This window comes from Microbacterium sp. KU4F (genome assembly GCF_056868075.1).
Genome location: NZ_CP200324.1, coordinates 2081564 through 2094515, shown reverse-complemented (window position 1 = coordinate 2094515; position 12952 = coordinate 2081564). Strand labels below are relative to the sequence as shown.

The 12952-nt window shown below is 69.6% G+C and carries 13 protein-coding genes; 6 read left to right on the top strand and 7 right to left on the bottom strand.

Annotated features, from left to right (window positions below; all coding sequences use genetic code 11):
* Nucleotides 1–266 precede the first annotated feature (266 nt).
* A complete protein-coding gene (locus AC1VNH_RS10650) occupies nucleotides 267–548 on the bottom strand; it encodes a hypothetical protein (protein WP_483111333.1) in 282 nt (93 codons plus the stop codon).
* 401 nt (nucleotides 549–949) lie between these two features.
* Between AC1VNH_RS10650 and AC1VNH_RS10645 the strand changes: the two genes are divergently transcribed.
* The gene (locus AC1VNH_RS10645) at nucleotides 950–1891 is read left to right on the top strand and encodes an aldo/keto reductase (RefSeq protein ID WP_483111332.1); all 942 of its coding nucleotides are present in this window, start codon (nucleotides 950–952) and stop codon (nucleotides 1889–1891) included.
* Between the two features lie 157 nt (nucleotides 1892–2048).
* Here AC1VNH_RS10645 and AC1VNH_RS10640 read toward each other — a convergent pair whose 3' ends face one another.
* On the bottom strand, nucleotides 2049–2690 hold the full coding sequence (locus tag AC1VNH_RS10640) for a GntR family transcriptional regulator (protein ID WP_483111330.1): 642 nt from the start codon (nucleotides 2688–2690) through the stop codon (nucleotides 2049–2051).
* Between the two features lie 312 nt (nucleotides 2691–3002).
* Here AC1VNH_RS10640 and AC1VNH_RS10635 point away from each other — a divergent pair, with 312 nt between their 5' ends.
* A complete protein-coding gene (locus AC1VNH_RS10635; RefSeq protein WP_137418469.1) occupies nucleotides 3003–3209 on the top strand; it encodes a cold-shock protein in 207 nt (68 codons plus the stop codon).
* Nucleotides 3210–3266: 57 nt separating this feature from the next.
* On the opposite strand, the gene AC1VNH_RS10630 is transcribed toward AC1VNH_RS10635, so the two are convergent.
* Together AC1VNH_RS10630 and AC1VNH_RS10625 are read right to left on the bottom strand one after the other, a co-directional pair.
* Nucleotides 3267–5348, bottom strand: coding sequence for a bifunctional lysylphosphatidylglycerol flippase/synthetase MprF (locus tag AC1VNH_RS10630; RefSeq protein ID WP_483111328.1), 2082 nt, complete (start codon nucleotides 5346–5348; stop codon nucleotides 3267–3269).
* 26 nt (nucleotides 5349–5374) lie between these two features.
* A complete protein-coding gene (locus tag AC1VNH_RS10625; protein WP_274286740.1) occupies nucleotides 5375–6055 on the bottom strand; it encodes an HAD hydrolase-like protein in 681 nt (226 codons plus the stop codon).
* A 209-nt stretch (nucleotides 6056–6264) separates the two neighbouring features.
* On the opposite strand from AC1VNH_RS10625, the gene AC1VNH_RS10620 reads away from it, so the two are divergent.
* On the top strand, nucleotides 6265–6948 hold the full coding sequence (locus tag AC1VNH_RS10620) for a DUF3800 domain-containing protein (protein ID WP_483111326.1): 684 nt from the start codon (nucleotides 6265–6267) through the stop codon (nucleotides 6946–6948).
* 112 nt (nucleotides 6949–7060) lie between these two features.
* Here the strand turns inward: AC1VNH_RS10620 and nucS are convergent, their stop codons facing one another.
* Nucleotides 7061–7795 (bottom strand): endonuclease NucS, encoded by a 735-nt coding sequence (gene nucS, locus AC1VNH_RS10615; RefSeq protein ID WP_344226809.1) that lies wholly within the window; start codon nucleotides 7793–7795, stop codon nucleotides 7061–7063.
* 38 nt (nucleotides 7796–7833) lie between these two features.
* The gene (locus tag AC1VNH_RS10610; protein ID WP_483111324.1) at nucleotides 7834–8568 is read right to left on the bottom strand and encodes a GAP family protein; all 735 of its coding nucleotides are present in this window, start codon (nucleotides 8566–8568) and stop codon (nucleotides 7834–7836) included.
* 116 nt (nucleotides 8569–8684) lie between these two features.
* Here AC1VNH_RS10610 and AC1VNH_RS10605 point away from each other — a divergent pair, with 116 nt between their 5' ends.
* Nucleotides 8685–9869: a sensor histidine kinase gene (locus AC1VNH_RS10605; protein WP_483111323.1), complete on the top strand. Its 1185-nt coding sequence runs from the start codon at nucleotides 8685–8687 to the stop codon at nucleotides 9867–9869.
* The gene (locus AC1VNH_RS10600; protein WP_483111322.1) at nucleotides 9866–10507 is read left to right on the top strand and encodes a response regulator; all 642 of its coding nucleotides are present in this window, start codon (nucleotides 9866–9868) and stop codon (nucleotides 10505–10507) included. Before AC1VNH_RS10605 ends, AC1VNH_RS10600 begins: the two co-directional genes overlap by 4 nt.
* 18 nt (nucleotides 10508–10525) lie before the next feature.
* On the opposite strand, the gene AC1VNH_RS10595 is transcribed toward AC1VNH_RS10600, so the two are convergent.
* The gene (locus AC1VNH_RS10595) at nucleotides 10526–11761 is read right to left on the bottom strand and encodes an MFS transporter (RefSeq protein ID WP_483111321.1); all 1236 of its coding nucleotides are present in this window, start codon (nucleotides 11759–11761) and stop codon (nucleotides 10526–10528) included.
* A gap of 63 nt (nucleotides 11762–11824) precedes the next feature.
* Here AC1VNH_RS10595 and AC1VNH_RS10590 point away from each other — a divergent pair, with 63 nt between their 5' ends.
* Nucleotides 11825–12889 carry a LacI family DNA-binding transcriptional regulator gene (locus AC1VNH_RS10590; protein WP_483111320.1) on the top strand — a complete coding sequence of 355 codons (1065 nt, stop codon included), beginning with the start codon at nucleotides 11825–11827 and terminating at the stop codon, nucleotides 12887–12889.
* Nucleotides 12890–12952 lie beyond the last annotated feature (63 nt).

Below are 12952 nucleotides of genomic sequence, written 5' to 3'. Positions count from 1 at the left end.
TCGGGATTCATCCCGGCCGGTTCTCGCGTTTCTGCGGGCTCGTTCGTGCTCCTCGGCGCCGCGCTCGAGGGATCCGACGTGTCGCTCTGCGGCGCATCTCACCTCTCTCGAAGGCGCGATGGATGCGTCGCCCCGCTGTTCAAGGGACGCCACGTGCTGCCGCAAGGGGTGCAGGAGCGCGGTTCTCGTCCCTCGAACCGCCGGGTCGCCGATCGAGCGTGGACCTCGCCGCGAACGCGCGGGTTGCCGCGCTGGACGGGCGGTGCTCAGGATGCGCTCTGGCGGCAGCGCAGCGGGACCTCGAGCTCGACGACGTCGCCGGTCAGCGGCGGGAGGCCTTCGGCCATCTCGATCTCGTCGCCGACGAGCGCGGCGATCGCTGCGACCAGGGCGGCGGGCACGTCCTCGGCGCGGGTCGCTCGAAGTTCGACCTCGCGGCGGGCGACGGCGTCGCCGTCGCCGTTGATGAATCGGAGCGTGGCGCGCCAGGCAGCGCCCGCGTGAGATGGTGCGCTCAGGCGCGCACGGATGTAGCCGGTGTCCTCCACGATGTCCCCCTGATGTCGTGAGAGTGCGTTGCCCTTCCTTCCTACACTGCCCACGTTTCGCGCAGCAGCGACGGTACCTGGCAGTGCGCTGGGTCTCCGGGGGCGTTTCGTCTCGCTTCGCTCGCGTGGCGACGGGGGCGACGGGATCCGACTGCGGGACGAGGGCAATTCATCCGAACGGATGATGACGGCCCGCATCCGATCCGGTTGTCTGGAACCGTTGCCGCGGATGCGGCGGTGTCCCTCTGGGGGAGAGCTCGTCATCATGCCGCGTCGGGCGGTCGTGACGGGATCGCCGACACCGCCCCCGCTGCCTCGGTGGGCGCCGCTCGGGTGGCGGCGCCCACCACCTCTCGCGCGCCGCATCCGATACTGGGGGCAGCGACGCGGAGGATGGGCACATGCAGGAATCAGCGCACACGGCGGAACTCGGTTTCGGTCTCGCGGCCGTGGGACGCCCCGCCTACATCACGAGCGATCGCGAACACGATCTCGGATCCCCCGCCGCGCGCTCCGTCGCCGCGATGGAGCGCCGGGTCCACGCGCTCCTGGACACCGCGTGGGCGCTCGGCATCCGCTATCTGGATGCGGCGCGCTCCTATGGCCGTGCCGAGGAGTTCCTCGGCACCTGGCTCGCCGCGCACCCCGATCGCCGAGCGTCGCTGACGATCGGCTCCAAGTGGGGCTACGAGTACGTCGGTGGCTGGGACCCCGCCGCAGCGCTCCATGAGCGCAAGGAGCACACGCTCGCGATGCTCGACCGGCAGTGGCCCCAGACACTCGCGGCGCTGGGCGGGCCACCGGACTTCTATCTCATCCACTCGGTCACCCCGGAATCACCGGCGCTCGCCGACGTGGCACTGCTGGAGCGGATCGGCGAGATCCGCGACACCGGGGTGCGGGTGGGGATCTCCACGAGCGGACCCCGCCAGGCGGAGGTCGTCGACCGGGCGCGGAACGAGCACGGCGACCTCTTCTCCGTCGTGCAATCCACGTGGAACGTCTTCGAGCCCTCGGCGGGACCGGCGCTCGCGCGGGCGCACGATGCGGGCTGGACCGTGGTGCTGAAGGAGGTGCTGGCCAACGGCTGGCTCAGCGACGCCCATGCGCCGACGGTCGTGAGGGATGCGGCGCGCACCGCATCCCTCAGGGGCGACGAGTACGCGTTCGCGGTGGCCCGTCGGCAGGAGTGGGCCGACATCGTGCTCAGCGGTGCCGCCACCGACGACCAGCTGCGTCGCGGTGCGGAGCGCAGTGATCCGGCCGATCCTCTGCACATGCCGGTGTTCGCCATCGATCCGGAGACCTACTGGCAGAGGCGATCCGCGCTCGACTGGGCGTGACGGTCGTCGCGGGAGAACCTGAGTGTTGCTTATGCGATGACATCGATTTGTCCCCCATATGGGGGACAGGGGTACTCTAGGTGCACGAGCCCTTCACCTCCCCCAATCGAAGGGCTCCTCGGCCCCCTCCGCTCCCCCCAGCAGGAGGGGGCCTTTCTCATTCCCCGCGTTCGCGCTGGTATGCGCGCAGGATGGCGTCGCCACGCGCGGCGTTGCGGCTGAGAAGGGCGCGGCGCAGAGCATCGCCGGCGCGGCGTCCCGCGTCGGACGCGATGTCGATGAACGCCCAGCCCTGCAGATTCCGCTCAAGCGTGAGCGACGTCTCGCGGATGAAACGGCCGAGCACGATGTTGCCGGTGGCCATCGACAGCGTCCGGAAGAAAGCGGTCGACGCCTCGGTGTGGCTGCCCGTTCCGAGGGGAGTCGCGAGCATGCGGTCGTATGCGGTGACGAGGATGCCCAGCTGTTCGTCCGAGCAGGTGGGCAGCGCGGCGCGCAGGGCCTCCGCCGTGAAACCGACGATGAAGGCGCGGGTGTCCGCGATGAGGCGCTCGGTCGGCACGGTGACGCGGGTGAACCTGTTCGCCGAGATCTCCACGAGACCGATGCGCTCCAGCCGTTGCAGCGCCTCGCGCACCGGTGTGCGCGAGATGCCGAAGCGCTCGGCCAGTTCGACATCGCGCAGGGACTGTCCGGGGGCGAGCTTTCCGTCGCGGATGGCGCGACCGAGCATCTCGAAGACCTCGTCTCCGAGCATCCGGCGACGGCGCGGCGGCCGCGATGTCGGGTGGTCGGCCATGGCGTGACCAGTCTACGGCGCGGCCTTCCGAGCGACCGCGGAGTTTTGCCCTGTCGCCGGGGAATATCTGTGGCGATTCGTCGGCGACACAGTAGAGTGATCGCTGTCGCGCTCCGCGCGACGTATCCGGGGGGATCCGTCGACGCCCGGGCCTATGAGCTCTGCTCGGCCCGGGCGTCGAATGGTTAACGGCCCGCGTCGCGCGTGCAACGATTTCGTCACCATCTGCAACTCTTCCCCACTGACCACTCCGCGCCGCTACGGTGGGAGGTCACTGGCGCAGAGGGTGCCGGACGCACAAGAAGGCAAGGCATGAGCACGACGGGTACGGTCAAGTGGTTCAACTCCGAGAAGGGCTTCGGGTTCATCGCTCCCGATGAGGGGGGCGCGGACGTCTTCGCTCACTTCAGCGCGATCGACGGCAACGGATACCGCTCGCTCGAGGAGAACCAGCGGGTCGAGTTCGAGGTCGAGCAGGGCCCCAAGGGTCTGCAGGCAGCGAAGATCCGCGCTCTCTGAGGCGCGAATCGACAAGAGGGACGGGATGCGCGGCATCCCGTCCCTCTTGCGTTCGCGTCAGGAGGTGCCGCGGACGAGTTCCAGACCCGCGCCGGCGAACTGACGCAGCGTCGCCGTCGGCAGGAACGCCCGCGTGAGCGCGAGAGAGATGCGCGTGAGGTCGCTCTCGTCGCGGTAGAGCAGGTACATGGTCTCGTACCGCGGGTGGAACTTCTCCTTGAAGCGATGCAGGGACTGGAAGCCGTAGACGGGCTCCAGCGCCTCGGCGAGCTTGCCGCTCAACTCGGCGATGAGCCCCGCATCCGGTGGATAGTCGTGCGCGAGCGGCGCTCCCGACAGAGACATGATCTGCGCCCCCTCCCCGGAGAAGGCCTTGGCGGACGAGCCGATGAGGAACTCCATCACAGGCCCGAACCCGCCCTCGCGTCGACGCATGAGATCCAGCGTCCATCCGTGGATGGCGCCACCCGGCGCGTAGACGGGCAGCCACGACAGGAACCCGTCGACATCCCCCGCGGGCGAGATCGCGAGTGCGAGCCGCACCTCGGGATCCTCCGCCTCGACGAGGGTGCCGAGGGTGAAGCTCATCTCCGGCAGGCCCTTGTCGCCCACCCAGCTCTCGGAGATCGCGCGCAGTTGAGCGCGGATCCCCCACGGCTCATCGGCGAGCCGCGTGAGTCGGAACGTCATCTCCTCGCGGCCGGCGCGGTTGAACGAGGTGCGGACGGCGTTCCACGCCTTGCCGGTGAACTCCAACCCGGGAAGATCCACGATCGTGTCGTCGGCCACCACGAGGCTGCGCCAGCTCTCGGGCACCGCGTCACGGGTTCGTTCGCTCGCGCTGAAGAAGCAGGGGATGAGGCCGGCACGCTCCGCCGAGTCGATGAACGCCGACACGGCGGGACCGGCGTCGGCCTCCGGACCGATGGGATCGGCCAGCACGAGCGCGACGGAAGCGCGACTCTGGAACGCGACGATGCTCTCCGACACCCGGGCGTAGTGGTTGCCCTCCCAGGTCGTCATCCACGACAGCGTTCCGCCGCCGAAGCGGCGCAACTGTTGGCGAAGCGCCACCTGATCCGGCGCGGGCGGCTGACCGATGCGGGTGCGCCTGCGGGCGCGGAAGGCGCCGCGCACCCAGACGAGGTAGATGAGAACGAGCAGCCAGAGCACACCGGTCGCCAGCGACAACGACGGATCTCCCGAGAGGACGTCGGCCGCTTCGCTCCACCCCGCCAGAGCGATTACGACGACGAGGAGAGCGAAGGACAGAAGGTTCAGGCCCGTCAGCACGAGCCCGAGGACCCAGGCCCACCGGCGACCGCGCCGGAGCCCGTCGGCGATGAGGGCGACGACCGCGACGTCGACCACCACATCCCAGATCGATCCCGATCCGGGCGTTGTCGATCCGAAGGGCCCGTTGGTCGGGACCACGAAGACGATGATCTCGAGGACCGCGAGGATGGCGAGCCCGAGGAAGGCGACGAGTCGCTGCTCTCTCACTGTGGTGCGCTGCGGGCGCAATGAGCGGTCCACGAAGAGCACGAGGACCACCGCCAGCAGGTGCTCGATGTCGTCGAGATTTCCCCAGAACAGCATCGTGACGAAGACGTATCCGAGCAGGAGCAGCCAGATCCGCATCCGCCACGGCGCTCGAAGCAGCCCCACGGCGGCGGCGATGGCGGCGAACGCGCCGCCCGACGGGCCGACATCCAGTGCGCCCGCCTGCGTGAGTGCCCACTGCCAGCCGGTGAGCGAGAGCGCCCAGACGAGAAGGGCCGCCGCCAGCACCGCGAACAGTTGGCCGATCGCGAAGTAAGCGAGCGCCACGCGGGTGCCGCGTCGGAACTCGAGGTAGGCCATCCCCGCGAAGCTCGCCACCGCGAACAGGTAGAGGCCGGGGTGTCCGACGATGAACGTGCCGGTGAACGGTGTCCACCAGCGGCCGGCCTCGAGGGCGGGCCAGCCATAGGCCCACAGCTCCATGCCGGGGTTCCGATGGAAGGGATGCCAGAGGGCGCCGGTGACGACACCGATGACGAGCAGCGCGGCGACCAGGACGAGAGTGGCGGGCACGCGACGAGCGATGCGCATCGCCGTGCGGGGTCGTGGTCGGCCGGCGTCGTCGTCCGTCGTCATGCGCTCACGATAGCGACGCGGAGGGCTCAGGCGTCGGAGTCGACCAGCAGCAGCGCGTGGAGCTCGTCCGCGTTGTCGACGACGGCCTGGGCGCCCTCGGCCTCGTGCGGCCAGCTGAAACCCCACCGCACGAAGATCACGGGCACGCCGTTGGCCGTCGCGCCGTCCACATCGTGGTGCCGATCGCCGATGAGCACAGGGCGCGAGGTGTCGACGCCGGCGGCCCGCATCCGTCGGAGGGCCTCGGCGACGATGTCGGCCTTCGTCGCAAGCGTCTTCTCATCGGGCGTCGCGCCCGTGATGGCCGTCATGTGCTCCGCGAGGTCGAAGTGCAGCATGAGCGCCTGCACCTGGTTCTCGGGCTTGGAGCTCGCCGTGCCCTGGGGAACGCCCGCGGCGGCCAGATCGTCGACGATCTGCTTGACGCCGGGGTACAGCTTGACGTCTGTCGTGTAACCGTCCGCCTTGCCCAATGCGCGGTAGAAGGTCACCGCATCCGTGGCGCCCTCCGGCGTCATCCCGGCGTGGTGCTGGAAGGACTCGTACAGGGGAGGTCCGATCCAGTGCACCAGCTCGGCGCGCGTCGGCGCCGGAAGTCCGAAGTGCTCGAGCGTGATCGTCAGGCGGCGCAGAATCCCATCGGATGCGTCGACGAGCGTGCCGTCGACGTCCCAGAGGACGCAGGAGAACGGGGATCCGACGGACATGAGTCCCACGCTATCGTGCGCCGGGCAGCCGATCGCCGCCGCGGGGTCCGCGCGGGCTCAGAACAGCGTCGGCAGGCCGCTGTCGATGCCCTTCATGGCCTCGTAATCGAGCACGACGCGATCGATACGTCCGCTACCCGCCGCTACCTCTGCAGGCCCGTTAGCCAGTCTCACAATAACGTGAGCGTGTGCCGAACTCTCTCGACCGAATGATCTACATCGATGACTCGGGACACCCAGCATCGGGACTCGTGGTGTACGGATGGGTGGAGTTCTCTCCAGATCATTGGGCTTCGGTGCTGAAGTCGTGGCTCGACACCCGCAAACGCCTCTGGCGTGAGTATGGAATCGCGGTGACCGAGGAGTTGCACACGACCCAATACGTAAACGGCCGAGGCAGAATTTCGAAGGCCGTCCCGGAGCGTCACGTCCACGACGGCGTCCAGTACTGGAAAGACTTCGGGCGCGAAGTCGCTGTCGAGTGTCTCGAGACCCTGCGTTCGACGGAAGGCCTATCGGTCGGCGCGGTGTGGAGACGAGGCGCACCGGCTGAGATCGCGAAGACTCGGCGAGATGCGTACGCGGCGCTGGTCGCGCGGTTCGAACGCGAACTAGAGGATTCCGGCACCCTCGCCATCGTTTTCATGGATGGAGACGGAAGCGACACGTCTTACAGATCCACCCACAGGAGCTTGCGTCTCGCTGACCGGCGAGTGATCGAGGACGCTATCCATCTCGACTCGCGTTCATCGCAGTTGGTTCAGATGGCTGATCTCGTTGCCTGGAGCGCGAACGCGAACGTGGACCCTGCCAGTGGCAACGAGTTCGCATGGCGATGGTACGCGGACTACCTATCTGAGCGAGACCGCAGTCGCTCGCCTCAGGGGATCTAGAAACAGCAAGACCCCCTTATCCACGAGTGTGGGGGGGTCTGCGTTCGTAGTCTACTACCTTTACAGCGTTGCGTCGACTTTATCCGTGAAGCCGAGGCGAGTTCGCTCACACTCAGAAGAGTGTCGGTAGGCCGCTGTCGATGCCCTTCATGGCCTCGTAATCGAGCACGACGCAATCGATGCCGCGGTCGGTGGCGAGGGTGCGCGCCTGGGGTGCGAAAGCTTGCGCCGCCAGCACGCCGCGCACGGGCCGCAGGTGCGAGTCGCGGTTGAGCAGGTCGAGATAGCGCGTGAGCTGCTCGACCGCGTCGATCCCCGCTCGACGCTTGACCTCGACGGCCACGTGCAGGGCACGGGGGGTCTCGTCCTCCAGGGCGACGACGGTGGCCGCATCCGGATCGCGCAGCATGAGATCCACCGGTCCGATCGCAGTGGGGAACTCCCGACGCACGAGCGTGAGGTGTTCGCCGATGACCCCGACCTGCTCGGCGAGCAGGCGCTGCAGGTCGGCCTCGACGCCGTCCTTCTGCAGACCGGGGTCGACGCCGAGCTCGTGGCTGGAGTCGTGGAGAACCTCGTAGAGACGCACGAGCAGCGCGTCGCCGGTCTTGGCGTGCGTGACGCGCCACTGCTCGATGACGCCGGCGCTCGCCGCATCCTCGTCGGGCTCCTCGACCGCCAGCGAGCACGGCGGGCTCATCCAGTTGAGGGGCTTGTAGGAGCCGCCGTCGGAGTGCACGAGGAGGCTGCCGTCGCCCTTGTGGACGAGGAGGCGAGTCGCGAGGGGCAGGTGGGCGTTGAGGCGGCCGGTGTAGTCCACGGAGCAGCGGGCGATGACGAGACGCACCCGAAGAGCCTAGTTGCCGCCGAGGCCGTCTTCGACGTTCACAGCAGATCGAACAGGCCGAGCTCGGTCGCCGCCGCGCGGGCCAGCAGGAAGCCGATGACGCCGAGGATCCACGAGGTGGTCTCGCCGGCCGTGCGCGCGAACCATCCCGCGAGACGCTCGAGGGGGCGCTCGATCAGGCGCGCTGCGACGATCCGTAGACCCAGCAGCACGAGCGCCGGCAGGATCATGACGAGGCAGTATGCGGCGAGGGCCCCCACCTGCATCGGCAGCGCGAGCGAAGACTCGGCCAGCAGGGTCATGCCGATCAGGTACGGGAGCATCGTCGCCAGCTCAACGATCCCCGCCGCGATCGCCACGGCGATGACCGTGCGCGCCGGCACGCCGTCGGCGACCAGCCGGTCGCGCCACCGGACGATGCGCCCGGGGCCGGCGTCGGGACGCTCCCGCATCCGCTTCTCGTGCGCGGGGATCGCGAAGGCGGCGATCAGCAGCGCGGCGCCGACGACGAGACGCACGACGGCCCCGGCAGTCGAGGAGAAGAAGTAGCCGACCACATCGATGACGTTCATGAGCCCGAGCAGGAACAGCACGCCGACCGCGAGGTAGAAGAGCGAGATGGTCGAGAGGTAGAGCAGGTGGCGGCCGACGCGCACCTTGCCCGGGACGATCATGAGCAGCAGGGGGATGACGAGGGTGCCGACGCTCAATCCGTCGACGAGGGCGAGCACGAACAGGGTGAGCGGCAGAGGGGCGCCGGGAAGGAGGTCCACGCTCCGAGTCTTCGGCGAGGGTGGGATTCGCACATCGGGCGAAGGACGCAGTCCCTCCCCGGCGCCTCCATCCTTCGACGGATGCCGCGGGCGCATGCCTGTGCTTGCATGAACGCATGGGCGAAGCAGACATCTCCCGGCTGCGCGGCTGGGTGCGCCGGCACCGCGGGCCCGCCGACGCGCTCATCTATCTGCTGATCGCCGTCGCCGCCGGCGCGCTGGGACTCACCGTGTCCGGCGCCATCGTGCCGAGCGTGTTCGCCGCCGCATCCCCGTGGTGGACGCTGATCCCCGCCCTCGCCGCCGGGGCCATTGTGCTCGTGCGGGAGCGGTGGCCGATCCTCGCGCTGATCGCGGCGACGATGGTGATGGCCGTCGACGTCTTCGTGTTCGGCGGACTCGTGCCGCTGATCGTCGCCGTCGACGTGCTGTACGTCGCCACCCGCGAGACCGAGCACCGCCGCCCGATCCTCGTGGGCACGGTGTCGGTCGTCGCGGTCATGTCGATCGCGGCCGGGTGGATCACCGGCGACGCGCGCGCCGCCTTGCTCGTCGCTCTGCAGCTGGGCGCCCTGGCCGGGTTGGGGTACTGGTACGGCACCGCAGTGGCGCAGTCGCGGGAGCTCGTCGCACTGCATCGGCAGCAGGCGGAGGATGCGCGCCGCGAGGGAGAGCGCGAGCGGGATGCGGCGGTGCAGGGCGAACGCGACGCCATGGCGCGCGAGCTGCACGACGTCGTCGCCGGTCACGTCGCCGCGATGGCGATCCGATCCGAGGCGGCGCTGTCTACGTCCCCGGCTCTGGATGCTGATCGGGCGGCGCTCCGAGCGGTGCGCGACTCGTCGCGGGAGGCGCACGACACACTCCGCACGATGATCGCGGTGCTCCGCGACGGCGGCGCGCAGATCGCGGCGCCGGCGGGGGTCGCGTCGATCGAGGACCTCGCCCAGTCCGCGCGCCGGTCGGGGCTGGAGGTGTCGCTGGAGAACGAACTCGGTACCGATCTGAGCACTCCCGTGGACCAGGCGGTCGCCCGCATCGTGCAGGAGTCGCTGGCGAACTGCGTCCGTCACGCACCCGGGGCCGAGGTGCGCATCCGTCTTGTCAAGGAGTCGGGGGAGGTCGCGGTGCGGGTGGACTCCCGTGGAGCCTCCGCACCACCCGCTCGGCTCGTGGGGAACGGCTGGGGCCTCGAGCTGCTGCGCGAGCGGGCGAAGACCCTGGGCGGGTGGCTGGAGGCCGGTCCCCGTGGCGACGGGTGGCGCGTCGAGGCCCGCATCCCCGCGGCGGTGCCGGGGTGAGCGCGCCACGGGTGCTCCTCGCGGACGATCACGCCGCCATCCGCGAGGGACTGCGCATCATGCTCGTCGCCCACGGCATCGAGGTGGTCGGCGAGGCTGCCGACGGCGCCGTGGCGGTGCGCAACGCGCACGCCCTGCGGCCGGATGTCGTGCTGATGGACCTGCGGATGCCGGGGGTGGACGGCGTCGAGGCGACCCGCCGCATCCGGGAGGACGACACGAGCGAGGTACTCGTGCTGACGAGTTTCGACGAGGACGAGCTGGTGGATGCGGCGCTCGACGCCGGCGCCGTCGGATTCCTGCTGAAGACGGTCTCGGCGGCGGCGTTGGTGGATGCGGTGCACAGCGTCGTCCGCGGCGACGGGGTGCTCGACCCGCGGGTCACCCGCCGTGTTCTGGCGCGTCGCATGTCGCGTGCAGAGCCCTCCCCCGTCCCTGCGGCCCTCGACGCGCTCACGCCGCGCGAGCGCGAGGTGCTCGCCGCCCTGTCGGAAGGGTGCTCCAACGGCGAGATCGCGTCGCTGCTGAGAATCTCCGTGCCGACGGTCAAGACGCATGTCTCGAGCGTGCTGACGAAGCTGGCGGCGCGCAGCCGTTCGCATGCCGTAGCGATCGCTCGGGACAGTGCGAGCCGGTGACCGCGCACTCGCTGCGAGTCAGTGACCGCGCGGCGCCTTCTCGTCGGAGGCGATGGCCAGCGGGCGGGCGGCGCCCGAGAAGAAGCCCGACGCCACGATCAGCACGACGATGATCAGCAACGTGTTCAGCAGGCCGATGTGCTCGCTGATGAAGCCGAGGATCGGTGGACCGCACAGGAACGCGACGTAACCGATCGTCGCCGCCGCACTCACTCGCGCCGCCGCGTGCTGCGGGTCGTCGGCCGCGGCCGACATGCCCAGCGGGAAGCCGAGGGATGCGCCCATCCCCCACAGCGCCGCACCGATGAACACGAGCGGCATGTTCGGGGCGAAGATGAACAGCACGAGTCCCACGGCCGCCGTGATGGCGAGCGAGCGCAGCACGACGACGCGGCCGAAGCGGTCGACGAGCGGCCCGCCGAACACCCGCACGACGGTCATCGCCACCGAGAACACCGTCAGCGCTGCGGGTCCGAGCGCCGGGTCGGCTCCGTGGTCGTCGACGACGGCGAGGGAGAGCCAGTCGTTCGCACCGCCCTCGGCGAAGGCCATTCCCAGGATGATGACGCCCAGTGTGTATGTGCGGGGCTCCTTCCAGGCGCTCAGCGCGAGACGGATGCGTTCGCCCCATCCCTTCGGGGCATCCTCCGCGTCGACGTCCATTGCGACGTCGCGAACGGGCACGCTCGACGCGGTGACGACGGCGAGGACCGCGATCGCGCAGGCGACGATCGCTGTGTGTCCGACCACACTGAACGCGGTGGCGGCGGCCGCCGTGCCGAGCCCCGCGCCGATGACGGTCCCGAAGCTGAAGAAGGCGTGGAAGAGCGGCAGGATCGTCTTGCCGGTCTGCTTCTCGATCGCCGCGCCCTCGACGTTCATCATCACGTCGAGCGAACCGTTGCCGAATCCGAAGAGGGCAAGACCCGCGAGCACGACGCCGTAGGTGTGCAGATAGTCGGTGCCGACGCCGATGAGAACGAGCCCGAGCACGACGAGGAGAAGTGCCCCGAGCATGCCCTTGCGCGCACCGAAGCGCGCGAGGATCGCGGAGCTCGCGGTCAGGCCGAGGATGGAGGCGACGCCCATGCCCAGCAGGAGCATGCCCACCTGGATGTTGTCGATGCCCAGCGCCGTCTTGATCGCGGGCACGCGCGAGGCCCAGGTGGCGATGCTCAGACCGCTCGCGAGGAAGATGGCGAAGACGGCGGTGCGCCACCGCACGACCTGGGAACGGGGCAGCACTGTTTCCATGAGCACACCCTACCGAATCGATTCGATCCGTGTGACGGCGCGGGGGGTTAGCATCGAGGGACCATGAACGCACGCCGTGCCACCATCGCCGACGTCGCCCGTCAGGCGGGGGTCGCCGCCTCGACCGCGTCGGTGGTGTTCAGCGGCAAGACCGCGGTCTCCGAGGCGACCCGCTCACGCGTGCTCGCCGCCGCCGCCGAACTCGGCTACGCCGGGCCCGATCCGCGGGCGGCGTCGTTGCGTCTCGGACGCTCGGGCGTCGTCGGCGTCGTCATCGGCGATCGGCTGCGCGCCGCGTTCCGCGATCCCGTCACCACGATCATGCTCGACGGGCTCGCCGAGGGTGTGGCCGAGCGCGGCAGCGGTCTGCTGCTGCTCCGCGACGACGAGTCGGGAGGTGCCGCCCTGCCCGCGGCCCCGGCCGACGCGTTCGTGCTGATCGGATGCAGCACACGACTGCGCTCGGACCTGGAGGTGCTGCAGCGGCGCGGTGTTCCGGTCGTCGTCGTGGAGGGGGATGCCGGCGAGGGGATCCCCCGCATCCGCCTCGACAACCACGACGCGCAGGCCGTCATCGGCCGGCACGTGCGAGAGCTCGGCCACCGTCGCGTCGTCGTGGTCGCCCTTCCCGTCGGAGGCGGACACGGCACGGGATGGTTCGACCCGCAGTCGGTCTCGCAGATCACCGTCGACGTCACCCGCGAACGTCTTGAGGGCGCCCTCGACGTGTTCGAGGACGCCCGCGTCTACGCGGCGGGGGCGAGTCTCATCGACGAGGGCTACTCGGCGGGCCGAGCCATCCTCACAGCACCGGGCGAGCGGCCGACGGCGATCCTCGCGCAGAGCGATGTGCTGGCCGCGGGCATCATCCGCGCCGTGCACGATGCCGGGCTCCGCGTGCCCGAGGACGTCAGCGTCACCGGATTCGACGGGGTCTCGGTCGACGGCGTCGCTCCCCTCACGCTGACCACGATGGTGCAGCCCGCGGCGGAGAAGGGACGAGCGGCGGGCATCGCCGTGTCGGCCATGCTCGAAGGCGTCGTGCCCCCCGACATCCTGCTCACCTCTGTGTTCCGCCCGGGTAATACGACGGGACCGGTTTCGTCGGACGTGGCGCCGAGCGCGTAATCCGCCCCTTAGAATAGAGAGCGACACCCCGATCGCCTGGGTGGTTCCGCCTGCCGCGGAGCC

Excerpts from the sequence above, each read along its gene's own strand:
- AC1VNH_RS10645 (WP_483111332.1), top strand. The coding sequence starts at position 950 with ATGCAGGAATCAGCGCACACGGCGGAACTCGGTTTCGGTCTCGCGGCC.
- AC1VNH_RS10640 (WP_483111330.1), bottom strand. The coding sequence starts at position 2,690 with ATGGCCGACCACCCGACATCGCGGCCGCCGCGCCGTCGCCGGATGCTC.
- AC1VNH_RS10635 (WP_137418469.1), top strand. The coding sequence starts at position 3,003 with ATGAGCACGACGGGTACGGTCAAGTGGTTCAACTCCGAGAAGGGCTTC.
- AC1VNH_RS10630 (WP_483111328.1), bottom strand. The coding sequence starts at position 5,348 with ATGACGACGGACGACGACGCCGGCCGACCACGACCCCGCACGGCGATG.
- AC1VNH_RS10625 (WP_274286740.1), bottom strand. The coding sequence starts at position 6,055 with ATGTCCGTCGGATCCCCGTTCTCCTGCGTCCTCTGGGACGTCGACGGC.
- AC1VNH_RS10620 (WP_483111326.1), top strand. The coding sequence starts at position 6,265 with ATGATCTACATCGATGACTCGGGACACCCAGCATCGGGACTCGTGGTG.
- AC1VNH_RS10605 (WP_483111323.1), top strand. The coding sequence starts at position 8,685 with ATGGGCGAAGCAGACATCTCCCGGCTGCGCGGCTGGGTGCGCCGGCAC.
- AC1VNH_RS10595 (WP_483111321.1), bottom strand. The coding sequence starts at position 11,761 with ATGGAAACAGTGCTGCCCCGTTCCCAGGTCGTGCGGTGGCGCACCGCC.
- AC1VNH_RS10590 (WP_483111320.1), top strand. The coding sequence starts at position 11,825 with ATGAACGCACGCCGTGCCACCATCGCCGACGTCGCCCGTCAGGCGGGG.